The organism is Pantoea sp. ABR1s, from assembly GCF_057812235.1.
The window spans coordinates 2,040,601-2,065,922 of record NZ_CM173823.1 but is presented as its reverse complement, the minus strand read 5'-3'; the positions used below and the strand labels follow the sequence as shown (position 1 = coordinate 2,065,922).

Genomic DNA, 25,322 nt, shown 5'->3' with positions numbered 1-25,322 from the left:
GGGGCTCTGGTTTTAGCGGCAATCACTTACTGCTTAATATCAACCTGATAGAAAATATGTTTGCCGAACGGATCGACCTGATAGCCGCTGACCGATTTGCGCACCGGCTCAAAGATGGTGGAGTGCGCAATCATCACCGCAGGCATCTGGTCATGCATCATCTGCTGTGCCTGCAGATAGAGCGCGGTGCGTTTGCCCTGATCCGGCTCGGCGCGGGCTTCGGTGATTAACTTCTCGAACGGCTGATAGCACCATTTTGAGGAGTTGGAACCGCCCTGTGCCGAGGTACAGCTGTAAAGCGGGCCAAAGAAGTTGTCCGGATCGCCGGTGGCGGTGGTCCAGCCCATCAGCGCCGCCTGATGCTCGCCGCTGCGCACGCGTTTCAGGTATTCGCCCCACTCATAGCTGACGATATTGGCTTTGATGCCCACTTTAGCCCAGTCCGACTGAATCATCTCCGCCATGCGGCGCGCATTCGGGTTGTAAGGCCGCTGAACCGGCATCGCCCAGAGCGCAATTTCGGTACCCGGTTTCACACCCGCCTGTTGCAGCAGGGCTTTGGCCTTCTCTGGATCGTAGTCGTAATCTTTCAGATCTTTGTCGGCGCTCCAGACGCCCGGTGGCAGGATATTTTTCGCAACCGTGCCGGTGCCTTTAAAAATCGCATCGATGATCGCCGGTTTGTTGATCGCCATCGCCAGCGCCTGGCGCACTTTGACGTTATCGGTTGGCGCTTTGGTGGTGTTAAACGCCAGGAAGCCGGTATTGAGACCCGCCTTCTGTTCCAGGGTGATATCCGGGTTAGCGCGCATCTTTTCAAGATCGGCGGGATTAGGGAATGGCATTACCTGACACTCATTCTTCTCCAGCTTGGCATAACGCACGGAGGCATCCGGCGTGATGCTGAACACCAGCCGATCGAGCTTCGCCTTACCCTGCCAGTAGTCCGGGAACGCTTTGTAGAGAATGCGGGAATCTTTCTGATACTGCACCAGCTCAAACGGGCCGGTGCCGATCGGGTTCATATCGACCTTCTCCGGCGTCCCCGCTTTCAGCATCGCGTCTGCATATTCCGCCGAGTGGATCGAGGCGAAGTACCAGGCGAGATCGGCAAGGAACGGCGCTTCCGGATGGGACAGCGTAAAACGTACGGTGTGGTCATCGACCCGGTCGATACTTTTAATCAGCGTGGAGAGCTCCAGGCTTTCGAAGTTGGAATAGGTGCCGCCAGAGACATTGTGGTAGGGATTTTTCGGGTCCATCTGGCGCATAAACGAGAAGATCACATCGTCGGCGTTGAAGTCGCGGCTGGGTTTGAAGGCTTTATTGCTCTGAAACTTCACGTTCTTGCGCAGATAGAAGGTGTAAACCGTGCCATCCGGGTTGATTTCCCAGCGTTCCGCCAGGCTGGGCACCAGATTGGTGGTGCCGGGCGTAAAGTCCACCAGCCGGTTAAAGACCGGCACCGCACTGGCGTCAACGCTGGTCCCGGAGGTATAGAGCTGCGGGTTAAAGTTCTCTGGCGATCCCTCAGAACAGAAGACCAGCGTTTTGGCGTTAACGCTGCCAGCCAGCGCTATCCCAGCCGTAACAAGCGCTAAGGTGGCTATCTTGATTTTCATTATTATCCTCGCTTTGTATTGACTTCCGGTGATCACAATATCTAAATGAATCATTCAGATGCTTCATTGATAGCACGATTCGGCACCATAACGAACCCCGCCGGTGGCTGACTAATAAGGAATAGTGATGACAGACAAACTTGAGTCGCAGCTCACAGAACGTTTTTTCCGTTACCTCGCCATCAGCAGTCAGAGCGATGCCAAATCCACCACCCTGCCCAGCACGCCGAGCCAGCACGCCATGGCGGAGCTGCTGGCGGATGAGCTGCGCGCGTCAGGGCTGGATGAGGTAGTGATTGATGAGCATGCTACGGTGACGGCGGTGAAACGCGGCAACCGGCCTGACGCGCCGCGCATCGGGTTTATTACGCATATCGATACCGTTGATGTCGGTTTGTCGCCCGATATCCACCCGCAGATCCTCACCTGGCAGGGCGAAGATCTCTGTCTGAATGCAGAGCAGGATATCTGGCTGCGCCGCGATGAACATCCGGAGATCGCGCCCTACGTCGGTCAGCAGGTGATCTTCAGCGACGGCACCAGCGTGCTGGGCGCGGACAACAAAGCGGCGGTCACCGTGGTGATGACGCTGATGCAGAACCTTAACGGCGACCACGGCGACATCGTGGTGGCCTTTGTGCCGGACGAAGAGATTGGGCTGCGCGGCGCGAAAGCGCTGGATCTGGAAACGCGCTTTAATGTTGATTTCGCCTGGACCATCGACTGCTGCGAACTGGGCGAAGTGGTCTATGAAAACTTCAACGGTGCTGCAGCAGAAATTGTGTTTACCGGTGTACCCGCCCATCCGATGTCGGGCAAAGGGGTGCTGGTCAATCCGCTGCTGATGGCCCATGACTATATCAGCCTGTTTGATCGGCAGCAGACCCCGGAGCACACTGAAGGCCGTGAAGGCTATATCTGGTTCAATGAGATTCAGGCCAACGCCAGCAAGGCGACGCTGAAGGCCTCAATCCGTGATTTTGATCTGACCAGCTTTGCGGCACGTAAGCAGCAGTTGCAGCAGGCCGCAGAGGATCTGGCGGCGCGTTACCCCACCGGCAAGGTGAACGTGAGTATCAGCGATACTTACAGCAATATCAGCAATGCCCTGGGCGAGGATCGTCGTGCGATTGACCTGATCTTCAGTGCCTTTGCCGCGCTGGAGATTGAGCCGAAGGTGATTCCGATGCGTGGCGGTACAGACGGTGCCGCGCTGTCAGCCAAAGGTCTGCTGACGCCGAACTTCTTTACCGGCGCGCACAACTTCCATTCACGCTTCGAATTTCTGCCGGTAACGTCGTTTGTGAAGTCCTATCAGGTGGCGGAAAAACTCTGTTATCTGGCGGCAAAATAAGCGGAGGAATCGGGCGCAGAACGCGCCCGATTGCCATTATGGCTTCGCGCTGACATCAATGCCTGGGAAATATTTTTCAGCCAGCTTTTTGATGGTGCCATCACCCTGCACTTTAGCAATCGCCGCATCCAGTGACTGCTTCAGCTGCGCGTCATCTTTGCGCAGGCCGTAGCCGATGCCTGAACCAAGAATCGCGTCATCTTCGACTGGCTTGCCAACAAAACCAAAGCCTTTGCCCTGCGGTTTATCGAGGAAGCCAGACTGACCGGCAGCAGACATCACCAGTGTGCCATCCAGGCGGCCCGCGACCATGTCGTTGTAAACCTGGTTTTGATCCTGATACGAGGTCACGGTCACACCCTGCGGCTCCCAGTGCTTCTTCGCATAGGTTTCCTGGATGGATCCCTGTAATACACCGATGTTCTTGCCCTTCAGACCTTCGGCGGTCGGTGCCAGATTTTCACCGGTCTTCGCCACTAACATGGTCGGAATACGGTAGATCGGCTGCGTAAACGCAATGCTTCTGGCGCGCGCTTCGGTGATGTTCATCGCCGAGTTAATGGCGTCGAACTTTTTCGCCTGCAGTGCCGGGATCAGCGCATCAAAACTGCTCTCAACCCAGTGGCAGCTGAAGTTGCCCGCCTTACAGATGGCATTGCCCAGCTCGATATCAAAGCCTTCCAGTTCCCCTTTAGCATTGCGGCTTTCAAAAGGCGGATATTGTGATTCCACGCCGTAGCGTAAATCCAGTGCCAGTGCCTGTACCGATGTCATCATGCCCAGAGCGAGAAAAAGCGCGTTCAGTTTCTTCATTATGTCATTTACCCCGAAAAGTCCTGGTTACCTGTTCCCCGAGCTGCCTCACGCGGTGGCGTGAATCAGTGAGAAAAAGCACATAGCGCAGCCGCGCCAGCCTCAAGTGTCGCCTCGTCTTTAGCAAAAGAGAGCCGAATCAGTTTGTTATCTGTGCCATCCATATAAAACGCCGACAGCGGTATGGTCGCCACACCGTGATCGACGATAAGACGTTTTACCATTTCACTGTCCGGTTCGTCACTGAAATGTCCATAGCTGGCGAGCATAAAGAACGAACCCGCACTCGGCAGCAGCCGGAACGGGGAGTTCTGCATCAGGGCAATCAGCCGATCGCGCTTCTGCTGATAGAAGGCACTGAGCGACAGATAGTTCTCTGGCGTCTGCAGATAATGTGCGAAACCGACCTGCATCGGTGTATCGGCGGCGTACATCATAAACTGATGCACTTTCACCAGCTCAGTCATCAGCTCTGCCGGTGCCAGACAGTAGCCTACCCGCCAGCCGGTGACGTGGAAGGTTTTGCCAAACGAAGAGACAATGACGCTGCGGGCTGCCAGTTCCGGATGCGTCGCCATCCCACAATGCGGGCGGCCATCAAACAGAATATGCTCGTAAACCTCATCGGAGAGCACCACGATATCGGTGTTGCGGATTAAGGCTGCCAGCTGATTCAGGTCGTCGGGGGTCAGCACCTGCGCGCTGGGGTTATGCGGCGTATTAATAATGATCATCCGGGTGCGCGGCGTGATTGCTGCCCGCAACTGATCCCAGTCGATAGCAAATGACGGCACCTGCAACTTCAGGCCAATCGGTTTACCGCCCTGCAACCGCACCACCGGCGCGTAGCTGTCAAACGCCGGTTCAAAGAAGATCACCTCATCGCCCTGATGAACCAGCGCGGTAATCGCCATATAGAGCCCCTGGCTGGCGCTGCCGGTGATCAGCACTTCACTGGCGGCATCATATTGTTGTCCATAGAGCGCCTGCACTTTGCTGGCAAGCGCGTCGCGTAAGGCGGGCAAGCCCATCATGGCGGCATACTGATTATGTCCTTCCTGCATCGCGCGGCTGACTGAGTCGACCAGCGCCGGATCACAGGGGAAATTGGGCGCGCCCTGCGACAGGTTAATCGCCTGATGCTGCGCCGAAAGCTGGCCAATCACGCTGAAAATAGTGGTGCCGACGTCCGGCAATTTTGAGTGGATAGCGACAGGCGTTTTCAGGGACATACTCTCTCCGTCAGGGGCTTAACCGCTCAGATGCGGTAAATAGCTATTCAACGGGCTGCGACTTGAGTCGGCAAGCGAAATGTCGTCATAATAGCCATGACAAAAATGCATAGCTGAGGTTCACCGTGTCACGCTTATCGCTGCCGCTTAATGCCATTCACGCCTTTCTGGTGACCGCCCGACATCTCAATCTGACTCACGCTGCCCGCGAACTTTGCCTGACGCAGGGCGCCGTCAGTCGTAAAATTGCCGCCCTGGAGCAGTGGCTGGGCGTGACGCTGTTTGACCGCCACGCGCATGGTCTGCGCCTGACCCCTCAGGGCGCGGCGCTGCTGCCCGACTTACAGCAGGGTTTTGAGCTGATGGTTCAGGCCAGCGAGAAGGTCCGCCGTAGTCAGGTCAGCATTCGCCTGAAAGCGCCGACCTGTGCGATGCGCTGGCTGGTGCCCCGGCTGATGGCTCTGGAGCAGCATCGGCCTGAACTGCATGTGGCCCTGACCACTACGCTGGATCATGCTGCGCAGCTTGAGAACTTCGATGTGGCGATTGTCTATGGTAAGCCGCACCCTGACGGAATTTACCTGTTCAGTGAGTCGCTGACGCCAGTGATGGCAGCCGATCAACCCCGCCCGGACTCCCCGGCGGCACTGGCCACAATGACCTTTTTGCATCCGACGGCAGATACGCGTGACTGGCAGTGCTGGCTGCAGGCGCAGCAGGTGACACTGAACATGAAGCGGAACCAGCATTTTGCCACCATGGACTTAGCGATCAGTGCAGCGATTCAGGGGTTTGGTGTGGCGATGGCCGACAGCAATCTGGTGGAGAGTGATATAGCCAGCGGCAGGCTGATTAAGCCGTTCGCTGGCGAGGTAAAAACCGGTGCCGTTTACAGTTTACTGCAACGGCCCGCGCAGGATGCGCCACCGTTCCTGGCGGAACTGGTGGCGTGGCTGTGCAGGGATCAGAAGGTGACCCAGTCGCCGTTATCCGCCGGTTTAGCCTGAGGCGCATTCAGCACGGTTGCTTTCGGCGCGGCAGGTTTATTCGTGATGACCGGTGCGGTCTGGCGGTTGCTGGAGAGACGGAACTTCGACACAGAAGCCTGTAGCGCTTCAGTCTGCAATGCCAGTGCGCTCGCCGCGGCAGAAACCTCTTCAACCAGTGAGGCGTTCTGCTGGGTCACGCTATCCATTTCGGTTACCGCGGCACCGACCTGAGAGATGCCTTTGCTCTGCTCTTCCGAGGCGGAAGCGATCTGTTTCATGATCGCATCAACATCCTGCACCGATTTCAGAATATTGTTCATGGTGCCGCCGGTGGTGCTGACCAGCTCGGCGCCTTTACCTACACGCTGAACCGAATCTTCAATCAGCGTCGCAATCTCTTTCGCGGCATTGGCGCTGCGCTGTGCAAGGTTACGCACTTCAGAGGCAACGACCGCAAAACCCCGCCCCTGTTCGCCAGCACGTGCCGCTTCGACGGCGGCGTTCAGCGCCAGAATATTGGTCTGGAAAGCGATGCCGTTGATCACGTTAGTGATTTCAGCGATTTTCTTCGAGCTGCCTGAGATGCCATCCATAGTGCTGACGACTTCACTGACCAGCTGACCGCCACGTTGTGCCGTGGTGGTGGCGGTTTCTGCCAGCAGGCTGGCCTGGCGGGCATTATCGGCGTTGAATTTTACCGTGGCCGTCAACTGCTCCATGCTGGCCGCAGTCTGTTCGAGCGCAGCGGCCTGCTCTTCGGTACGTGAAGAGAGGTCGTTGTTACCGGCAGAAATCTCTGCGGCACCGCGCGAGATATTCTCAGTGCCGCTGCGAATGGCGCTGACCGCTTCACGCAGACTATCCTGCATGGCACTCAGCAGCGGTACCAGTTTACCGACGCAGTTGCGACCGAAATCGGATACCGGCTGACTCAGATCGCCCGTGGCAATGACCGCGAAGTGGGTACGGATACTTTCCAGCGGACGGACCAGCATCGCCACCAGATAGCGGTCGGTAAACAGCAGAATAAACAGGCCGATAATTACCGTGATGGTAATAATCGTTTTGGTCATCGCGGTGAGGTGATCCACTTCAACCCGGGTTGCATCCAGCTTTTCAGCTGCGCCCTGGCTGAATTTCTCTGCGCTGATGCCAAAGGCACGACTGAGTGGGGGCGTGACGTTATTTGCCTGCTGACGATAAGCATCAGGCGAGGCCTGACGGGCCAGCTGCAACTGTGGCGTAACGCCCGCATCCAGCAGCTTTTGCCAGCTCTGAATCACCCCATCCACGACATCCGGGTTCATCGGGCCGGGTGCCAGTTGTTTAAAGCGCGCCAGTTGCTGGGTCATGCTGTCCAGCGCCTGCTGCACCGGAGCATAAGCCTCATCGTTCAGGGTCTGACCTGCGGCTTTGCTTTCCATCACGCGGGATAAGCGCGTGATGACACGAAAATATTGATCGTTGCCTTTGCTCAGCACCGTCATTTGCTCAACCAGATGACGGTCCACATCATTCCCTTCGCTGAGCGCGCCAAGAGAGTGAATGCTATACAGCCCGACGCCGCTCCACAGTAAACAAAACAGTCCCAGAATAGAGAGCATCACTGCGCGAATGGTAAAATTTTTGAGCATTCCCATACCAAAATCCTATACACGTTGACCCGCAAGCGTCGGGCATAGGAGGTTTATCGGCATGCGATTGTGAAGATGTAACTGTTTTGTTACCTAATATTTTACAGCGTCCCTAAGGCAAATTTCACTTTATAGCCTTTTTATTCAGCAGGTTAACCTTTAAAAAGCAGATTAATTCCATTCGCGCAATTTGATGGTTAGCAGGCTAACCATGAGCTGCCGTTTAAAGCCTGACCATACGAGTCATTAATAGCCGGAAAAGCCGCATACGGGCGCGCATAAAGTTCCGCTTCAGAACCAGCCCGCTCTTCCGATCATCACCGAGTGACATTGTCACGTCAGAGCCTGGGTGCCAGGCTGGCCACACGACTTCCCCCTCCAGCTGATGCTTGTATTCCGTAGCATCACGGGCAAAGGTAAACCAGTACTCGCTGACCCGTGCCGCAAATGCCCGATCGGCCTCACTGAAGGGTCGTTCTTCGTTGGGATCCGGCATCTGACTCAGCGTGTTCAGCACATAAGGCACTTCGTTGCCGTGCCAGGTGCCGTGCGGATAGAGGTCACGGGCATGTTCAGAGACATAATCAAACCAGTAGCGCCAGCCTGGCATTCCGGCATTGTGCTGCGCCCGCATCACCAGCCACGGCACCAGACTGAATGCCATATCGCGCGCCACGGCACGTCCCAGCAGCTGATCGTCATGAATGTCATACATCCATTTCAGCGTCCGGTAAGTGAGACGATTTTTATCGCGTAGCTGATGCAACACTGCGGTGGCATCCACGCCAAAATATTCCAGCACGCTGGCTTCATCGCTGTTGCTGCCCGCCATCAGCGGCAGACGGTGCTGTTTTGCAGCCATAAAGGTTTTCAGCATCGGCTCAGGCAGGACAGCATCACCCGCAATCGGCACCGGCGGGATCGCCAGCGGCCCTTCCAGCGACCAGAAGGCATCGGCAGGCAGTGCGCGCAGGTCATCAGCGCTGGCATCGGGCGGCAGACCGAAATGGCGGGCCACCGCCATACCCTGCTGACGCGCTTTTTTCAGCGGCGTATCAGGCAGGCTGTAGGCGCTCTGCACAATCCCTTTATGAAACAGCCCTTCGGCCAGTGGCGAACAGCAGAGTGACAGCACGCTGCGTGCGCCTGAGGATTCACCGAAAAGTGTCACATTGCGGCGGTCGCCGCCAAAGGCAGGAATGTTGCGCTGCACCCACTGCAGTGCGGCAATCTGATCCAGCAGGCCAAAATTGTTGACCGTGCTGGCAACAGGGTATTCAGCATCCAGGGCCGGATGAGAGAAGAAACCGAGATGGCCTAGCCGGTAGTTGAGCGTCACCACCACCGCGCCGCGTGAAGCCATCGGCTTGCCGTTGTAAGGTGCCAGCCCGCCAGCACCAATAGTGTAGCCACCACCGTGCAGCCATACCATCACCGGCAGGGGTTTCACGGGCGCGACATCGGGCGTCCAGACATTAAGGTAGAGGCAATCTTCGCTGAACTCACCCGGATCGCCACCGCCCACGGCCTGGCAGTAAGTGCGATTTTGCCAGCCGGAAGCCCCAAACGCGGTGGCGTCGCGCACCTGCTGCCAGGGCGTAACCGGCTGAGGCGGACGCCAGCGCAGTGCGCCAAGCGGTGCCGCCGCATAAGGTATGCCTTTGAATACGAAAAGGTCATCGTCCATGCATCCACGCAACTCCCCCTCAGCAGTCATGATCCTCAGACCTGTTTCGTTTTTCATTCCTGTTTCCCTGTTCAAACGTCCCTCCATTATTTGCAGGCCCGCCAGCATTGTCCAGGTACGGAAGGGATTTGCAGAATATGCCGAAGCGTGAGGGGCAGGCGTGAACATGCTCATCAACAGGTTCAGAGAGTCAGTTAGGGTTATGATTCAACGTTGTTTATCTTTTCGCAATTGGTCAATGACGCTGCCAGCGCCGGAGTGGCGCGTCGTTGCTCTGTTATCACGTGCGGTTGTGCGGCTGTTAATCAGTCAGTCTGCTAATAGATTAAGATACTCACGCGGGTAAACCTGCGCTGAGCGGTAAAGCGTTGTTTTTCCCCAGTCCTGTCAGCATATTACCCGCGTTGCCCCACTTCAGGTCCACTGGCCTTAGCAGGGCGAGTGCGGAGAAAGCGTTGCGGGCAACGCGCCTGTTGCCCGCAGAGGCGTCAGTCTGGCCGTAAGCCACACTGTGCCAGCGAGCGCTGCTGGCGCTCTTCGTATAGAGCCATCTCATCCAGCACGACAGCGCCCAGCGCGGCTTCAAATGCCTGGCGGCTCGCCTGTCCCGCCGAACGAACCTGCGCCCGATCGCCGAGGTTGGACTGGAAAATGCCCGCCGCGCTGACGGGCAGAAAATCTTCGTAGATGATAGGGTCTGCCAGCACACGACCTTCTTCGATGAGGGTCTCCAGCGATTCACCCTGAGCCGGCGGCGTCGCGATGCCCTTTTCACTCAGGCGATAATGGAACCAGGCCAGCTCCTGCTGGCGCAGCGTGGTTTCGTCGTCGGGGAAGTCACGGAAAATCGCCGCCAGATGTTGCTGATGCTGCTGATTATCCTGACCGCTTCCCGCCTCGCTGAGTAGCCGATCGTAGAGCGCACGGCCCTGGGGCGTCAGCGCCACGCCGCGCTGCTCAATTTCACCGAAGCGTGCAGTATGGGTTCCCTGATGCCCATCCTGAAAGATGATCGGCTCTTCCAGCGCTTTAAAGCTGGTCTGACGTAACAGGATCGGTACCTGACGACGCGGTGGTCCCTCGATCAGGGTTTTCGGATCGATACCGCGCGATGGCATCAGTTGCTGTACGCGGTCAATATCCAGCGTGCGCGGCGTGAGATGGTTGATGTGGCAGCCGGGAAAGCAGACTACGTCAGCGATCAGCCGATGCTGCTGGTTCAGCGCCTGATAGGTCTGACTGTCCACGCTGCTATGGGCATGCCAGCGGAAGGTTTCCAGTGCTTCGGTAACAAACTCAGTGGCCTGCTCGTCGGTTAATCCGCCCTGCTGCTGATGCAGTTCCAGAAGCGCCCGGCAACGGGGGGTGAAAATGTCGCGCGCGGCAAGAATCTCCGCCGCCTTTTCACGCAGCGCGTGGTCGTCGATCAGTTCAGGGCGTAACAGCGAGGTAAAGACCCGAAAGGGATTGCGCCGCAGCGCCGCATCGGTGACCGGCCGGAACGCCGTGGAGTGCACCGGCACACCAGCCTGAGAGAGATCGTAATAGCCAACCGGGTGCATTCCCATCACCGCAAACAGCTGCCGCAGTGTGGCTAATTCATCTGCCGTGCCCACACGGATCGCACCGTGACGCTCCAGGTTGAGTCGGTCGATCTCATCGGCTGCGGTGAGACGATCTTTCAGCGCGATATCCGCTTCCAGCGCGCGGTCGTTGACGGTCGCCACCAGTTGCATCAGCGTGCCATATTGCGGCACTTCCTGCTGATACATAGCTGACATCGCCTGAGAGAAACGGGTGCGGATGAGATCCGCACTGAGAAAGTTGTCCATCTTATCCACCTGACACCGTTAGCGTTGCTGCTAATGTAATGCAACACGCTGGCCTCAGCGGAAAAAATCACGAATCTGTGATCGGCTTAAAGCCGTAGCGGTTTTTTAACAGCAGCATCAGGGTAGTGATCACAGCCGGTATTGCCAGCAGCAGAAAGATTACGCTGAAAGACCATCCAAGAGACATCATCTCTGCGCCAACGAAGGCGCTTAAAATCGCGCCGATGCGGCCCACTCCATGCATCCAGCTGGAACCGGTAGCGCGGGCGTGGGTAGGATAATAGCTGGCGGATAAGGCATTCATACCAGTATTGGCCCCGTTGAAACAGAAGCCACTGCAAAAGGCGATCGCACTCATCATACCCACTTCCGCGGGTGAAAAGCCCAGTGCCACAATAAACAGCCCGCCGCAGCCGTAGATCGCCGCCAGGGCCAGGTTAGCGTTGAAGCGATCCATCATCCAGCCCGCAAACAGGGAGCCCAGCGTCCCGCCGGCCTGATACATCGCGGTGATAATCGCCGCTTCGGTCACTGACATGCCCAGGGTGTTGACCAGCGACGGCAGCCAGCTGCCAATCAGGTAAACCATGAACAGCCCCATAAAGTAGCCGCCCCACAGCATGGTGCTGCCAAACAGATAGCGGCGTGAAAGTACGGTGCCTATCGCGCCGCTCACCGGCACGGTGGCCTCTGGCGCGTGAAACGCACAGTCGGGCGCGGTTTTGCCCGGCATCATCCGGTCGAGGATGGCGTGAATGCGGGCAGCCGGTGCGCCACGGCTGATAAGAAATCGCACCGACTCCGGCAGGCCGCGGATCAGTAATGGCAACACCAGCAGCGGCAGAATACCGCCCAGCAGCAGCACGGAGTGCCAGTCATAGCGCGGTAGCAGCCAGGAGGCAGCAAATCCCCCGCTGGCGGCACCAAAGGTAAAGCCGCAGAACACCACCGTGATGATAAAAGCCCGCCGCCGCTCAGGTGCATATTCCGCCACCAGCGTGCCGACGTTGGGCATCGCCGCACCCAGTCCCAGCCCGGTCAGGAAACGGAACAGCATCATCTGCTCAATGTTTTGTGACAGCGCCGTTGCCAGCGTCCAGAGACCGAAAAAGAAGACGCTGAGGATAATCATCATGCGACGGCCATAGCGGTCAGCCAGTGGCCCTGCCACCATGGCACCCAGCGCCAGCCCGATTAACGCTGCGCTGATGACGACCCCGAGCTGATGATTGCTCACCCCCCACGCGGCTTTCAGTGTCGGCGCAATAAATCCCATGATCGCAATGTCCATGCCATCGAGTGCCACCACGATAAAACAGAGCGCAATGAGCCGCTTTTGCCAGTGGCTCAGCCCCTGCTGGTTGATAAGCTGGCGGACATCTACCGCCTCGACGCTGGTCAATGAACACTCCTCTGGAGTAACGAAATCTGACATCAGTTTAAGTAAAAAAAACGGCGCTAATGATAGCCGATCGTTAACCTTAAGCGGTCAGATTTTTATATGATATTGAGAATTATTCAACTTTAAGCTGTTAAGTTATTGATATACCGTAGTCAGAGGATGGCGTATTTAAGCGGCATACCCGGCTGAGCGCTTTTTAATCAGAGAGTTAAAGGGTAACGCGGTCATTTCGACTCGTTTGTTAAAATAAATTTGCAGCAAAGTTAACAGAATTCATTTTAAACAGTTGCCTGAAGCCGGTCATTCTCATTAAGTTTAGGATATGGAAAAAAATATCCTTTTCAATCAGCGCATTCGCTTGCGCCATCTACATACCTTTGTTGCGGTTGCGCAGCAAGGCACACTGGGCCGGGCGGCAGAGACGCTTAGCCTCAGCCAGCCTGCCCTCTCCAAGACCCTGAATGAGCTGGAGGAGCTGACTGGCGTTCGTCTGTTTGAACGTGGCCGGCTTGGCGCGCAGCTGACCACCATGGGAGAGCAGTTTCTGACCCATGCGGTACGGGTACTCGACGCGCTAAACCATGCCGGACAGAGTTTTAATGAGCAGCCGGGCGATGCGCCGGTGATTATCCGGCTGGGGGCATTGACCACTGCCGCGATGGGGATGCTGCCACGCATCCTGGATCGTTTTCATCAACTGCAGCCCAACACCACCATTCAGGTGGCGACACTTCACAATAATGTGCTGCTGGCGGGCTTGCGCGGCGGTGAGTTCGACATCGGCATTGGCCGGATGGCGGACAGCGCCATGATGACCGGGCTGACCTATGAATTGCTATTTCTGGAATCGCTCAAGCTGGTGGTCAGGCCGGAACACCCGCTTTTAAGTGACAACGTCACGCTTTCGCGTGCGATGCAGTGGCCGGTAGTGATATCGCCCGAGGGCACGGCTCCGCGCCGGATTGCCCAGCAGATGCTGGATGAACAGGGCTGCACCCTTCCGCCTCACTGCATTGAGACCTCTTCGACTTCACTGGCACGCCAGCTGGCTCTTCGCTACGACTACATCTGGTTCGTCCCTTCCGGGGCGATTAAAGAGGATCTGAGCCACAACGCTGTTTATGCGCTGCCGATCGCCTCTTCCGGGCCGGGCGAACCGGTGGGCATCATTACCCGCACCGGCGCAGAGCTGAGCCTGAGTGCTGAAGTGCTGATGTCCACCATCCGTAAGTTTCACAGTTAGCGGCTGCGTTTCGCATGCCGCTCGCGGTTTTCAAGCCGGGCTTTATCGGTTTTGCGCAATCCGACATAAAGCGCCCCGGCCCCGCCATGCCGGGTCTGGGCCACGCAAAAGGTCTGTACGTCATCAAACTGCTTTAGCCAGCGCGCCAGATAGCTGCGCACAATGTTGGCATGAGATTCATCATCACGACCTTTACCGTGGATGATCAGCAGATTGCGCAATCCCTGTTTGTGCGCCTGCATCATAAAGTTAAAGAGCGCCTGACGACAGGTTTCGACCGGTTGCCGCAACAGGTTGAGGCTGGCATCCAGTTGATACTCTCCTCTGCGCAGTTTATCCAGAATCCCCTGCTGAATGCCGTCGGCTCTATATTCCAGCGGGGTATTGAGTGGAACGATCTCCAGATCGCCCCGGGTCAGGAAATTCTCCAGCTCAGATTCACCTGGCGGTTTTCGTGGCGCCTTCGTTGAGGGTGCTTTGAGCCACAAGGTTGTGGTGGTGTCTTTTAACGGCGTGACATCGCCCATGGCATCCCGAAAGAGATCATTATCATCAAGGTTCATGGTTTTCTCACACCTGGTTAAAATTGATGGAATGTGCAAATCACGCTTTACCCGTTAGCGTAGCAAAAGCTGGAATCACCGGCCCACCCCACTTTTTCGAAAGTCACTGCCAGTGCAGAAGCGTGTGACAGATCACATAGCGGAAAGTTTTCTTGACAGTCGGCCCTGTCGGGATTCTGAGAAGCCCGTCACATCAGCGTTTATCGTTGTGTGCTTAGTCCATAATATTTGTAAGTGTAAAACTGCTCGGATGAGTTCCCTTCAGCACAAAAAATGTTAAAATTGACCCCAGTCAATAATCGTCGAGCAAACCATTATGATCCCTGAAAAACGCAGCATTCGTCGTATTCAGTCGGGCGGTTGTGCCATTCACTGCCAGGATTGCAGCATCAGTCAGCTCTGCATCCCCTTTACGCTAAATGAACATGAGCTGGATCAGCTCGACAATATCATTGAGCGTAAAAAACCCATTCAGAAAGGGCAAACGCTTTTCAAAGCAGGCGATGAACTCAAGTCTCTGTATGCGATTCGCTCCGGCACCATTAAAAGCTACACCATCACTGAACAGGGTGATGAGCAGATCACCGGTTTCCATCTGGCGGGCGATTTAGTCGGCTTTGACGCAATTATGGGCTCCAGCCATCCCAGCTTTGCGCAGGCGCTGGAAACGGCCATGGTGTGTGAGATCCCTTTTGAAACGCTTGATGATTTGTCGGGCAAAATGCCGGCCCTGCGTCAGCAGATGATGCGTCTGATGAGCGGTGAAATCAAAGGCGATCAGGACATGATCCTGCTGCTGTCGAAGAAAAATGCTGAAGAGCGCCTGGCGGCGTTTATCTGGAACCTTTCCCGTCGTTTTGGCCAGCGCGGCTTTTCACAGCGCGAATTCCGCCTCACTATGACGCGTGGCGATATCGGTAATTACCTGGGCCTGACGGTTGAAACCATCAGCCGCCTCCTGGGGCGTTTTCAGAAGTCCGGTATGCTGGCGGTGAAAGGCAAGTACATCACGATTGAAAACCATGCCCTGCTGGAGGAGCTCGCCGGTCAGAGCCACCAGGCCGCCTGATCCTCAGCCGGATCAATAAATCTTATTTTGTTGATCCGGCAGTAACTTTTTCACTTCTTCCGCTGTGCAACATAGGCTATCTTTATTCCAGTCGCTCTGGTTTAAGGAGAACGCCTCATGTCCCAGTACCAAAATGTTCTGGTCGCCATTGATGCCCAGCAAGACGATCAGCCCGCGCTGCGACGTGCGGTCTATCTGAATCAACGTCTTGGCGGAAGAATTAAAGCCTTCCTGCCTATCTATGACTTCTCATATGAGATGACCACCCTGCTTTCGCCGGACGAGCGCGCGTCGATGCGCCAGGGCGTGATCAGCCAGCGTACCGAATGGATCCGCGAGCAGGCCCGCGCTTATCTTGATGCCGGTGTCGAAATTGACATCAAAGTGATCTGGCACAACCGTCCCTACGAAGCCATTATTCAGGAAGTGCTCGCCCATCAGCATGACCTGGTGCTGAAGATGGCGCATCAGCACGATCGCCTTGAGTCAGTGATTTTCACTCCAACCGACTGGCACCTGCTGCGTAAATGCCCGTGTCCGGTGTGGATGGTCAAAGATCAGCCGTGGCCGGAAGGCGGTAAAGCGATTGTCGCGGTCAATCTTGCCAGCGAAGAGCCGCATCACGATGGCCTGAATCAGAAGCTTATTCGTGAAACGGTGATCCTGGCGGAAAAGGTGAATCAGACCGAAGTGCATCTGGTCGGCGCCTACCCGATTACCCCTATCAATATTGCTATCGAACTGCCCGATTTTGATCCCAGCGTCTACAACGACGCGATCCGTGGTCAGCATCTGGTGGCAATGAAAGCGCTGCGGCAGAAGTTCTCGATTGGTGAAGAGTTCACCCATGTGGCTAAGGGCCTGCCGGAAGAGGTCATCCCCGATCTGGCGGCACATCTGGGAGCCGGTGTGGTGGTGCTGGGAACGATTGGACGCACCGGACTGTCGGCGGCATTCCTCGGCAATACGGCGGAACAGGTGATTGATCATCTGCGTTGCGATCTGCTGGCGCTTAAGCCGGACGATTTCAAATCGCCGATTGACCTGGATGATGAAGAGGATGAGGAGGATTAATCCTCCTCAGAAACAGAGAGGGCGGCTGATTAGCCGCCCTTTTTTTATTACAGCGCTTTAAGAATCGCTTCCACGCTGGCTTTGGCATCGCCAAACAGCATCTGGCTATTCTCTTTGAAGAACAGCGGATTCTGCACCCCGGCATAGCCAGTGTTCATTGAGCGTTTGAACACTATCACGTTGTGCGCCTTCCACACTTCCAGCACCGGCATGCCCGCAATCGGACTGCGGGGATCATCCTGCGCCGCCGGGTTGACCGTGTCGTTAGCGCCAATGACCAGCACCGTGTCAGTGTCACTGAAATCGTCGTTGATCTCATCCATCTCCAGCACCACGTCATAAGGCACTTTCGCCTCTGCCAGCAGCACGTTCATGTGACCCGGCAGACGCCCCGCCACCGGATGGATACCGAAGCGAACTTTGATGCCAAGCGCACGCAGTCGGGCAGTCATTTCCGCGACCGGATACTGCGCCTGCGCTACCGCCATGCCGTAGCCTGGTGTGATAATCACCGAGCTGGAAGCCTTGAGCATCTCAGCGGTCTCTTCAGCCGTAATCTCACGATGCTCGCCCGCTTCCTGACTTTCATCGCCACTGCTGGCTTCAGTACCAAAGCCGCCCGCGATCACGCTGATAAACGAACGGTTCATCGCTTTACACATAATGTAGGAGAGGATCGCACCGGATGACCCCACCAGCGCACCGGTCACAATCAGCAGATCGTTGCTCAACATGAAACCGGCAGCGGCGGCGGCCCAGCCTGAATAGGAGTTAAGCATCGACACCACGACCGGCATATCCGCGCCGCCGATCGACGCGACCAGATGCCAGCCAAACGCCAGCGCAATCACCGTCATCAGCAAGAGTGCAAACACCTGCACAGCCGTGCTGCTGGTGTTAACAAACCACAACAGCAGCAGGAACGAAACCACCAGCGCCAGCAGATTCAGCTTGTGACGATGCGGTAACGCTAACGGCCGTGAAGAGATTTTGCCGCACAGTTTGCCAAACGCCACCAGCGAGCCGGTGAAGGTGACGGCACCGATAAAGATACCGATAAACACTTCACTGAGATGGATATTCTCCATCACCGCTGGCAGGCCAGGCGCATGGTCGATATAGCTGTTGATGCCCACCAGCACTGCGGCCAGGCCAACAAAGCTGTGCAGAATCGCCACCAGTTCTGGCATTTCCGTCATTTCGACTTTCTTCGCCAGACGAATGCCGATAGCGCCGCCGATGACCATCGCCAGCAGGATCCAGACCACATTACCGCTGTCCGGGCCAAATATGGTGGCGATCAGCGCAATCGCCATACCGCTGATACCGAAAATATTACCCCGCTTTGAGGTCTCATGACGCGAAAGACCAGCAAGGCTACAGATGAACAGAATCGCAGCCACAATATAGGCTGCAGTGACTAATCCGCCAGACATGTGTTACCCCTTACGAAACATTTTCAGCATGCGCTGGGTGACGGTGAAGCCACCAAAGATATTGATGCTGGCAATCAGCACGGCAATAAAGGAGATAAAGGTGACCCAGCCACCGTGGCCCATCTGCAAGACCGCACCGATAACGATGATGCCGGAAATAGCATTGGTTACGGACATCAGCGGTGTATGCAGCGCATGACTGACGTTCCAGACCACGTAATACCCCACCACGCAGGCGAGCGCGAACACGGTAAAATGGGAGAGGAAGTCGGCCGGTGCCACGTTTGCCAGGCTGCCAAACAGCACGATAGCCAGGGCGATCATCAGATATTTACGCCACGGTGAAACGGGCTTCGCCTCAATCTTTTCTGACGGCTTCGCGGCGGCAGCGGCAGCCTGTGGCGCGGCGGAGACCTGAATCGGCGGGGCTGGCCAGGTCACTTCGCCATCGCGTACCACGGTGACGCCACGCACCACCACATCTTCGAAATCGACCTGGATTTCGCCATTTTTCTCTTTACACAGCAGCTTGATCAGATTGACCAGATTGGTGCCGTAGAGCTGGGAGGATTGTGTCGCCAGACGGCTGGGCAGATCGGTGTAACCGATGATTTTCACGCCATTCGGCGTGACGGTAACCTGATCAGCGACGGTCAGCGCACAGTTGCCGCCGGTCTGCGCCGCCAGATCAACAATGACGCTGCCCGGCTTCATGCTGGCGACCATCTCTTCGGTGATCAGTTTCGGAGCCGGTTTGCCTGGGATCAGCGCCGTGGTGACAATGATGTCCACGTCTCTGGCCTGACTGGCAAACAGCGCCATCTCAGCTTTGATGAAAGCCTCGGACATGACTTTGGCATAGCCGTCGCCGCTGCCCGCTTCCTCTTCAAAGTCGAGCTCAAGGAATTCGGCGCCCATACTCTGCACCTGCTCTTTGACTTCGGGACGGGTATCAAACGCCCGCACAATCGCACCCAGGCTGCCCGCTGCGCCAATCGCGGCCAGCCCGGCAACACCGGCCCCAATCACCATCACTTTTGCCGGTGGCACTTTACCGGCTGCCGTGATCTGACCGGTAAAGAAGCGGCCAAATTCATGGGCGGCTTCGACAATGGCGCGATAACCGGCAATATTCGCCATAGAGCTCAGGGCATCCAGCGACTGCGCCCGTGAGATACGCGGCACTGAATCCATTGCCATTACCGTGACCTGACGTGCGGCCAGCTTTGACAGCAGTTCGGGATTCTGTGCGGGCCAGATAAAACTGACCAGCGTGCTGCCCGCACGCGTCAGCGCAATCTCTTCGTCATCCGGCGCATTCACCTTCAGCACGATATCGGACTGCCAGACCTGCTCTCTGTCGCTGAGTGTGGCACCGGTTGCGATATAGCTTTCATCATCGAAGCTGGCACGTTTACCGGCGTCATGCTCAAGGGTGACGCTGAAACCCAGCTTGATGAGTTGTTCCACGGTCTTAGGCGTGGCGGCCACGCGCGACTCGTTTGGCAACCTTTCCTTGGGTATTCCAATTAACATAGTGTTTCCTTTCATCGGTTAAAGGATGATGGCCCGAACCTGCACCACGAGAGCGCGACTGAAACGCGATTTCAGCCGCTTTTGGACGAAACGCAGGTATTTCAAAGTGTTTATAACCTACTGAAAATGTGACGAGCGATCTACAGCGACTACGCAGAGTGATGACATTCACCCAATTATGCAGTGTTCTGTTAAGAAACCTGCGTTATCCCACTGCAAAATAGTCTCACAGGCAGATAATCTGCCAGAGATAATTGTATCCGGACGAATTAATAAACAACAAAAACCTTTATTTAACAATGCATTAACTATTTTAGCGCTAACAGTTACCGCTTTTAGTGGTAACTGTCACTAAAACTGGCCATAACTGCGTTTGATGACAAACAAATGAAAAAATCATGGTTGAATAACGCGATCTGACACAAAAAATCGCTGCGACAGTCTGTTTATAACATGCAATAATCAGCGGCTATTCTGTTATACATCAAGAGTCCAGCACGTTTTCGTACTCATTTTTGCGTAAGGCGAAGGATTATTTTTATGAAGCTGAAGAACACTATTCTGGCGACCACTCTGTTGTCCCTGCTGGCAGCCAACGCATTCGCTGCGCAGGAACTTACGCCAGAAAAAGCGGCCGCGTTGAAGCCATTCGAACGTATTAATATCACCGGCCGTTTCAACGCAATTGGCGACGCTGCCGATGCGGTATCTAAGCGTGCAGATCAGATGGGCGCGGCCTCTTATTACATCCAGGCGATCAACGACAGCAACGGTAACAGCGGTAACTGGCGCGTTACGGCTGACCTCTATAAAGCCGATGCCCCGGCAGCCACAGAGTCAACGACTTACCGTCGTTTCAACGGCGTAAACGAACTGCCAAAAGCAGAAGCGTATAAACTCGAACCGTTCGATACCGTTTCGGTCAGCGGCTTCTTTGCCAGCCAGCCGGATGTAAACGACGCAATTTCGAAAGCCGCAAAACAGAAAGGCGCAGCCTCCTTCTTTATCGTTCGCCAGATCGATGCCAACAGCGGCGGCAATCAGTATGTCACAGCCTATGTCTATAAAGCGGATGCTAAAGAGCGCGCGGTGCAGACACCAAATGCGATTCCTGCCGATTCAGAAGCGGGTAAAGCCGCACTGGCAACCGGAGGCGCTGCGGCGGCTAACGTAGAGATTCCAGGCGTGGCCTCGTCTGAAACGCCAAGCAACAAAGTGGGCCGTTTCTTCGAAACCCAAAGCTCTACCGGCAAGCGCTATACCGTCAATCTGCCAAACGGCAAATCGGTGCAGGAAGTAAATGCCATTACTGCTGCGCAGATGCAGCCGTTCGATACCGTAACCTTCACCGGTCACTTCGGTACGCCAACTGAGATTTCAGAAGAAGTGGCGAAGCGTGCGGCGGACAAAGGTGCCAAGTTCTACCACGTTACCCGCCAGTGGCAGAACCAGAGTGGCGGTAACCTGACCGTCACGGCTGACCTGTTTAAGTAATCCTCCTCAGGGCGGCGCCTGCCGCCCTGCTGTTTGCATAATTCCTGCGCTGTTTTGCATAGTCACGCATTGCCATCCCCTGCCACACTCCGTAAAATCCCTCGCCTGTTTTACCGGATATTGTCCCTGTATTGTGCCTTTGGTGTGACATAACCCAGCGACAAAATCCGATTTACCCAGCCATATATGCTAGCGGGAAGGTTGTTTTGGAGAAAAAATTAGGTCTCGGTGCGCTGACGGCGCTGGTGCTCAGCTCTATGCTGGGCGCAGGCGTGTTCAGTCTGCCGCAAAATATGGCTGCAGTGGCCGGTCCGGCGGCGCTGCTGCTGGGCTGGCTGATTACCGGCGTCGGCATCATCTTTCTGTCGCTGGCGATGCTGCTGCTGACCCGCCTTAAACCCGAGCTGGATGGCGGCATCTTTACCTATGCCCGTGCCGGTTTCGGCGAGCTGATGGGCTTCTGCTCCGCGTGGGGCTACTGGCTGTGCGCCGTGATCGCCAACGTCTCCTATCTGGTGATTGTCTTCTCTGCCCTGAGCTTCTTCACCGATACGCCGGACCGGATTATCTTTGGCGATGGCAACACCTGGCAGGCGATGCTGGGTGCATCCGTGCTGCTGTGGCTGGTTCACTGGCTGGTGCTGCGCGGCGTGCAGACCGCTGCCAGCATTAATCTGATGGCGACGCTCGGCAAGCTGGTGCCGCTGCTGCTGTTTATTGTGCTGGCGGTGATGGCGTTCAACTATGATCGCTTCCGCTTTGATTTTTCCGGCGTCACGCTAGGGCAACCGCTATGGGAGCAGGTCAAACAGACCATGCTGATTACCCTGTGGGTCTTTATCGGCGTCGAGGGGGCGGTGGTGGTCTCTGCACGCGCGCGCCAGAAAAAGGATGTGGGCCGGGCTACACTATTCGCCGTGCTGGCAGCGCTGCTGGTCTATCTGCTGGTGACACTGCTGTCGCTTGGCGTGGTTCCACGTGCTGAACTGGCTCAGATGCGTAACCCCTCCATGGCGGGATTGATGACCCGACTGATGGGCAACTGGGGCGATGCGGTGATTGCGGTGGGTCTGGTTATCTCGGTGTGCGGTGCCTATCTGAGCTGGACGATTATGGCCGCTGAAGTGCCGCTGATTGCCGCGCAACAGGGTGCATTTCCACGCAGTATCGCCCGACAAAACCGCCATAACGCGCCAGCCGCCTCACTGTGGCTGACCAACGGCAGTATTCAGCTCTGCCTGATCCTGATTGCCCTGACTGGTGCGAACTACAACAACCTGCTGACCATCGCCTCTGAGATGATTCTGGTGCCCTATCTGCTGGTGGGGTTATATCTGATCAAAGTGGTACGCGGACAGCATAAACCGCTGGCGATGGCGACCGGTATCGGTGCCAGCCTGTATGGCATCTGGCTGCTTTACGCCTCGGGGCCATTGCACCTGATGATGTCTGTGGTGCTCTATACACCGGGCCTGCTGCTGTTTCTGTTTGCACGACGCGGTGGCCGCGCAGAGTTTGCGCTGACTTCGCTGGAGCGGATTGCAATGGGATTGCTGATTGCCGCGACGCTGCCCGCCGTGTGGCAGCTGACGACTTAGCGCCTGGCCCGGCAGGCGTAATGGCTGCAGGCAGTGCGAACCCGGCCAGCGCGGAGCAACCAGGCGTACAGACAGTACGTAAGGATGGTGAGCACTGCCCAGGTTCAGAGCCTGATGGGAGAGGTTCTCAGTGTGACTGCACAGGTATTGAGACACACAGCAGGTCATCCTGCTGTGTCAGATTCAGCGGCCTGGAATATTCATGATGGATCGCGTCCAGCTGCTCCGCCGAAAGCGGATAAGGAAGCTGAATATCGAAGCGACTAATCTGCTGTTGTTCCGCAAGGGTAATCAGGCGTGCGATATTAATTTCGTCGCTGACCTGAGTAGAAATGATTTGTAATGCTAATTCTTTTAACGGGTCGTCACTGCCCTGTAAGCGGTGTGCCGATTTACGTGTCACCATGCCAAATATCGGCATCACACCATAAATAGCATCGACGAAGCTCCAGCGCTTTTTGCAGGAAGCGGAGAGAAAGTCACTGTAATTGAAGCAGATGCGGTCGGGGTATATGGCTGATGCCAGCTCTTTATCAGACACACTAACGCTCCTCATGATAATCATCAATATCCCAAACCTGGCGCAAAAAGGCCGCGCTAATGATTGCACATTTTGCCGGTTATATACCAGCAAGCCACGGATATTTCGTGCGGTAACGTAGAGCTCAGGACCAGGAAAAGATATGCTTCCGTCCATCCCTGTCTCTGCTTTGTGAACTATGAACAAAATTGTTTATGTAGAAGATGAACCCGAAGTGGGCTCACTGATTGCGGCCTATCTGGGTCGTCATGATATTGAGGTGATTGTCGAGATGCGCGGCGACCGTGCTGAAGCGGTCATTGCCGAACAGCAGCCCGATCTGGTGATGCTGGATATCATGTTACCAGGCAAAGATGGCATGACTATCTGCCGTGACCTGCGGGCCAACTGGCAGGGGCCGATCGTGCTGCTCACCTCACTGGACAGCGACATGAACCATATTCTGGCCCTGGAGATGGGTGCGCAGGATTACATTCTGAAAACCACGCCGCCGGCGGTACTGCTGGCCCGCCTGCGCCTTCATCTGCGTCAGTCGCAGCAGGGACAGCCGGACGATGCGCCCAGCGCACCCGCCGCCAACCGTATGCTGCGTTTTGGCTCGCTGACCATCGATGCGCTGAACCGCCAGGTCACGCTGTTTGACGAGCAGATCGCCCTTTCCACCGCGGATTTCGATCTGCTGTGGGTACTCGCCAGCCATGCGGGCCAGACGCTCAACCGTGATGCGCTGCTAAAAACGTTGCGCGGGGTCAGCTATGACGGCCTTGACCGCAGCATCGACGTGGCTATCTCCCGGTTGCGCAAAAAGCTGCACGACAGCGCCACCGAGCCGTTCCGCATTAAAACCATTCGTAACAAAGGCTATCTGTTTGCGCCCCAGGCCTGGGATACCCGCGGACTATGAGAAAGCTTTTTATTCAGTTTTATCTGCTGCTGTTTGTCTGCTTTCTGGTGATGGCCCTGCTGGTGGGGCTGGTCTACAAGTTCACCGCTGAACGTGCGGGCCGCCAGTCAATGAATGACCTGATGGCCAGTTCGCTCTACCTGATCCGCAGCGAACTGCGCGAGATCCCGCCGCGTGACTGGAATAAAACCATCAAGAGTCTCGATCTCGGCCTGTCGTTCGATCTGCACATCGAGCCGATGAACAAATATCAGCTTGATGAAGGCAACATGCGTCGGTTGCGCGCCGGAGAGATCGTGGCGCTCGACGATCAATACACCTTTTTGCAGCACATTCCGCGCAGCCACTACGTATTGTCAGTCGGGCCGATTCCCTATCTCTTCTATCTGCATCAGATGCGACTGCTGGATATTGCCCTGCTGATCTTTATAGGGATGTCACTGGCGCTGCCGGTGTTTATCTGGCTGCGCCCCCACTGGCAGGAGATGCAGCGACTGGAAAAAGCGGCACAGCGCTTTGGCCGTGGCGAGCTGGACGTGCGCACCCATTTCGACAGCACCTCCAGCCTGTTCCGGCTCGGTATCGCCTTTAACCAGATGGCCGAGAACATCAATACGCTGGTTGCCAGTAAGAAGCAGCTGATAGACGGTATTGCGCATGAGCTACGCACACCGCTGGTGCGCCTGCGTTACCGGCTGGAGATGAGCGACAACCTCACTGATAGCGAACGGGTGGCGCTGAATCGCGATATCGGCCAGCTCGAAAGCCTGATTGAGGAGCTGCTGACCTATGCGCGTCTTGATCGGCCGCGCGTCGATCTCAATCTTAAATCGCTGGATTTGGCCAACTGGCTGCGCGAGAGGCTTGACGATTTCCGCACCATTAATCCCGACATGCGGCTCGACCTTGAGCTGCCGCAGCGTGAAAACATCGGCATTTCTGATACCCGCCTGATGGAGCGGGTACTGGATAACCTGGTCAACAATGCACTGCGTTATGCGCAACAGCGGCTGCGCGTCAGTTTGTGGTTCGACGGTCCGATAGGGTGTCTGCAGGTGGAAGATGACGGTCCCGGTATTCCGCCTGAAGAGCGTGAGCGGGTTTTCGAACCCTTTGTCCGGCTGGACCCCAGCCGCGATCGCGCTACAGGCGGCTGCGGACTGGGACTTGCGATTGTTCACTCTATTGCCCAGGCGCTGAGCGGCAATGTGACCATTGAGTCCAGTCCACTGGGCGGCGCCAGCGTTCGCTTTTGCTGGCCGGTTGATCTAACCTTGCGGGAAATTCCGCTGCGTTAAA

20 protein-coding genes are annotated in these 25,322 nt (G+C 56.1%); 9 read left to right on the top strand and 11 right to left on the bottom strand.

The window, feature by feature from the left end:
- Positions 1-26: 26 nt before the first annotated feature.
- Positions 27-1,622, bottom strand: coding sequence for an ABC transporter substrate-binding protein (locus ACXKZD_RS09655; protein WP_191921279.1), 1,596 nt, complete (start codon positions 1,620-1,622; stop codon positions 27-29).
- 127 nt (positions 1,623-1,749) lie between these two features.
- Between ACXKZD_RS09655 and pepT the strand changes: the two genes are divergently transcribed.
- On the top strand, positions 1,750-2,976 hold the full coding sequence (gene pepT / locus ACXKZD_RS09650; protein WP_324700108.1) for a peptidase T: 1,227 nt from the start codon (positions 1,750-1,752) through the stop codon (positions 2,974-2,976).
- Between the two features lie 36 nt (positions 2,977-3,012).
- Here pepT and ACXKZD_RS09645 read toward each other — a convergent pair whose 3' ends face one another.
- On the bottom strand, positions 3,013-3,789 hold the full coding sequence (locus ACXKZD_RS09645) for a transporter substrate-binding domain-containing protein (RefSeq protein ID WP_010244717.1): 777 nt from the start codon (positions 3,787-3,789) through the stop codon (positions 3,013-3,015).
- A gap of 65 nt (positions 3,790-3,854) precedes the next feature.
- Complete coding sequence (locus ACXKZD_RS09640) at positions 3,855-5,021, bottom strand: methionine aminotransferase (RefSeq protein ID WP_010244712.1); 1,167 nt, start codon at positions 5,019-5,021, stop codon at positions 3,855-3,857.
- A 125-nt stretch (positions 5,022-5,146) separates the two neighbouring features.
- On the opposite strand from ACXKZD_RS09640, the gene ACXKZD_RS09635 reads away from it, so the two are divergent.
- Positions 5,147-6,028 (top strand): LysR substrate-binding domain-containing protein, encoded by an 882-nt coding sequence (locus ACXKZD_RS09635; RefSeq protein ID WP_488981561.1) that lies wholly within the window; start codon positions 5,147-5,149, stop codon positions 6,026-6,028.
- Here the strand turns inward: ACXKZD_RS09635 and ACXKZD_RS09630 are convergent.
- From ACXKZD_RS09630 to ACXKZD_RS09615, 4 genes are all read right to left on the bottom strand, one after another.
- Positions 5,986-7,650, bottom strand: a complete 1,665-nt coding sequence (locus ACXKZD_RS09630; protein WP_010244706.1) for a methyl-accepting chemotaxis protein — start codon at positions 7,648-7,650, stop codon at positions 5,986-5,988. The two genes, ACXKZD_RS09635 and ACXKZD_RS09630, sit on opposite strands and share 43 nt — an antisense overlap.
- A 217-nt stretch (positions 7,651-7,867) precedes the next feature.
- Positions 7,868-9,388 (bottom strand): carboxylesterase/lipase family protein, encoded by a 1,521-nt coding sequence (locus ACXKZD_RS09625; RefSeq protein WP_488981560.1) that lies wholly within the window; start codon positions 9,386-9,388, stop codon positions 7,868-7,870.
- Between the two features lie 431 nt (positions 9,389-9,819).
- Entirely contained in the window at positions 9,820-11,163 is a 1,344-nt protein-coding gene (gene hglS / locus ACXKZD_RS09620; RefSeq protein ID WP_111533834.1) for a 2-oxoadipate dioxygenase/decarboxylase HglS, read from the bottom strand.
- A 67-nt stretch (positions 11,164-11,230) separates the two neighbouring features.
- The gene (locus ACXKZD_RS09615) at positions 11,231-12,565 is read right to left on the bottom strand and encodes an MFS transporter (protein WP_010244695.1); all 1,335 of its coding nucleotides are present in this window, start codon (positions 12,563-12,565) and stop codon (positions 11,231-11,233) included.
- 322 nt (positions 12,566-12,887) lie between these two features.
- Here ACXKZD_RS09615 and ACXKZD_RS09610 point away from each other — a divergent pair, with 322 nt between their 5' ends.
- The gene (locus ACXKZD_RS09610) at positions 12,888-13,808 is read left to right on the top strand and encodes a LysR substrate-binding domain-containing protein (protein ID WP_033757760.1); all 921 of its coding nucleotides are present in this window, start codon (positions 12,888-12,890) and stop codon (positions 13,806-13,808) included.
- Here the strand turns inward: ACXKZD_RS09610 and smrA are convergent.
- Positions 13,805-14,371: a DNA endonuclease SmrA gene (smrA, locus tag ACXKZD_RS09605; protein ID WP_052272209.1), complete on the bottom strand. Its 567-nt coding sequence runs from the start codon at positions 14,369-14,371 to the stop codon at positions 13,805-13,807. The genes ACXKZD_RS09610 and smrA overlap by 4 nt on opposite strands.
- A gap of 316 nt (positions 14,372-14,687) precedes the next feature.
- Here smrA and fnr point away from each other — a divergent pair, with 316 nt between their 5' ends.
- Both fnr and uspE read left to right on the top strand, forming a co-directional pair.
- On the top strand, positions 14,688-15,440 hold the full coding sequence (gene fnr / locus ACXKZD_RS09600) for a fumarate/nitrate reduction transcriptional regulator Fnr (protein ID WP_010244686.1): 753 nt from the start codon (positions 14,688-14,690) through the stop codon (positions 15,438-15,440).
- A 117-nt stretch (positions 15,441-15,557) separates the two neighbouring features.
- Entirely contained in the window at positions 15,558-16,514 is a 957-nt protein-coding gene (gene uspE, locus ACXKZD_RS09595) for a universal stress protein UspE (RefSeq protein ID WP_010244683.1), read from the top strand.
- Between the two features lie 47 nt (positions 16,515-16,561).
- Here uspE and pntB read toward each other — a convergent pair whose 3' ends face one another.
- Positions 16,562-17,950: a Re/Si-specific NAD(P)(+) transhydrogenase subunit beta gene (gene pntB / locus ACXKZD_RS09590; protein ID WP_010670206.1), complete on the bottom strand. Its 1,389-nt coding sequence runs from the start codon at positions 17,948-17,950 to the stop codon at positions 16,562-16,564.
- A 3-nt stretch (positions 17,951-17,953) separates the two neighbouring features.
- Positions 17,954-19,486 carry a Re/Si-specific NAD(P)(+) transhydrogenase subunit alpha gene (gene pntA / locus ACXKZD_RS09585; protein WP_488981559.1) on the bottom strand — a complete coding sequence of 511 codons (1,533 nt, stop codon included), beginning with the start codon at positions 19,484-19,486 and terminating at the stop codon, positions 17,954-17,956.
- A 540-nt stretch (positions 19,487-20,026) separates the two neighbouring features.
- Between pntA and ydgH the strand changes: the two genes are divergently transcribed.
- Both ydgH and ACXKZD_RS09575 read left to right on the top strand, forming a co-directional pair.
- Entirely contained in the window at positions 20,027-20,980 is a 954-nt protein-coding gene (gene ydgH, locus ACXKZD_RS09580) for a DUF1471 family protein YdgH (protein WP_010244673.1), read from the top strand.
- 206 nt (positions 20,981-21,186) lie between these two features.
- The gene (locus ACXKZD_RS09575; RefSeq protein ID WP_033757764.1) at positions 21,187-22,578 is read left to right on the top strand and encodes a basic amino acid/polyamine antiporter; all 1,392 of its coding nucleotides are present in this window, start codon (positions 21,187-21,189) and stop codon (positions 22,576-22,578) included.
- Between the two features lie 127 nt (positions 22,579-22,705).
- Here the strand turns inward: ACXKZD_RS09575 and ACXKZD_RS09570 are convergent, their stop codons facing one another.
- Positions 22,706-23,119, bottom strand: a complete 414-nt coding sequence (locus ACXKZD_RS09570) for a hypothetical protein (protein ID WP_010244668.1) — start codon at positions 23,117-23,119, stop codon at positions 22,706-22,708.
- 178 nt (positions 23,120-23,297) lie between these two features.
- Between ACXKZD_RS09570 and rstA the strand changes: the two genes are divergently transcribed.
- Together rstA and rstB are read left to right on the top strand one after the other, a co-directional pair.
- Positions 23,298-24,023, top strand: coding sequence for a two-component system response regulator RstA (gene rstA, locus ACXKZD_RS09565; protein WP_010244666.1), 726 nt, complete (start codon positions 23,298-23,300; stop codon positions 24,021-24,023).
- Entirely contained in the window at positions 24,020-25,321 is a 1,302-nt protein-coding gene (gene rstB, locus ACXKZD_RS09560) for a two-component system sensor histidine kinase RstB (protein WP_488981558.1), read from the top strand. Before rstA ends, rstB begins: the two co-directional genes overlap by 4 nt.
- The last annotated feature ends 1 nt before the right edge of the window (position 25,322 follow it).

Bases quoted from the DNA above. Each gene is read 5' to 3' on its own strand.
- ACXKZD_RS09655 (WP_191921279.1), bottom strand. From the start codon at position 1,622: ATGAAAATCAAGATAGCCACCTTAGCGCTTGTTACGGCTGGGATAGCG.
- pepT (WP_324700108.1), top strand. From the start codon at position 1,750: ATGACAGACAAACTTGAGTCGCAGCTCACAGAACGTTTTTTCCGTTAC.
- ACXKZD_RS09645 (WP_010244717.1), bottom strand. From the start codon at position 3,789: ATGAAGAAACTGAACGCGCTTTTTCTCGCTCTGGGCATGATGACATCG.
- ACXKZD_RS09640 (WP_010244712.1), bottom strand. From the start codon at position 5,021: ATGTCCCTGAAAACGCCTGTCGCTATCCACTCAAAATTGCCGGACGTC.
- ACXKZD_RS09630 (WP_010244706.1), bottom strand. From the start codon at position 7,650: ATGGGAATGCTCAAAAATTTTACCATTCGCGCAGTGATGCTCTCTATT.
- ACXKZD_RS09625 (WP_488981560.1), bottom strand. From the start codon at position 9,388: ATGAAAAACGAAACAGGTCTGAGGATCATGACTGCTGAGGGGGAGTTG.
- hglS (WP_111533834.1), bottom strand. From the start codon at position 11,163: ATGGACAACTTTCTCAGTGCGGATCTCATCCGCACCCGTTTCTCTCAG.
- ACXKZD_RS09610 (WP_033757760.1), top strand. From the start codon at position 12,888: ATGGAAAAAAATATCCTTTTCAATCAGCGCATTCGCTTGCGCCATCTA.
- smrA (WP_052272209.1), bottom strand. From the start codon at position 14,371: ATGAACCTTGATGATAATGATCTCTTTCGGGATGCCATGGGCGATGTC.
- fnr (WP_010244686.1), top strand. From the start codon at position 14,688: ATGATCCCTGAAAAACGCAGCATTCGTCGTATTCAGTCGGGCGGTTGT.
- uspE (WP_010244683.1), top strand. From the start codon at position 15,558: ATGTCCCAGTACCAAAATGTTCTGGTCGCCATTGATGCCCAGCAAGAC.
- pntB (WP_010670206.1), bottom strand. From the start codon at position 17,950: ATGTCTGGCGGATTAGTCACTGCAGCCTATATTGTGGCTGCGATTCTG.
- pntA (WP_488981559.1), bottom strand. From the start codon at position 19,486: ATGTTAATTGGAATACCCAAGGAAAGGTTGCCAAACGAGTCGCGCGTG.
- ydgH (WP_010244673.1), top strand. From the start codon at position 20,027: ATGAAGCTGAAGAACACTATTCTGGCGACCACTCTGTTGTCCCTGCTG.
- rstA (WP_010244666.1), top strand. From the start codon at position 23,298: ATGAACAAAATTGTTTATGTAGAAGATGAACCCGAAGTGGGCTCACTG.
- rstB (WP_488981558.1), top strand. From the start codon at position 24,020: ATGAGAAAGCTTTTTATTCAGTTTTATCTGCTGCTGTTTGTCTGCTTT.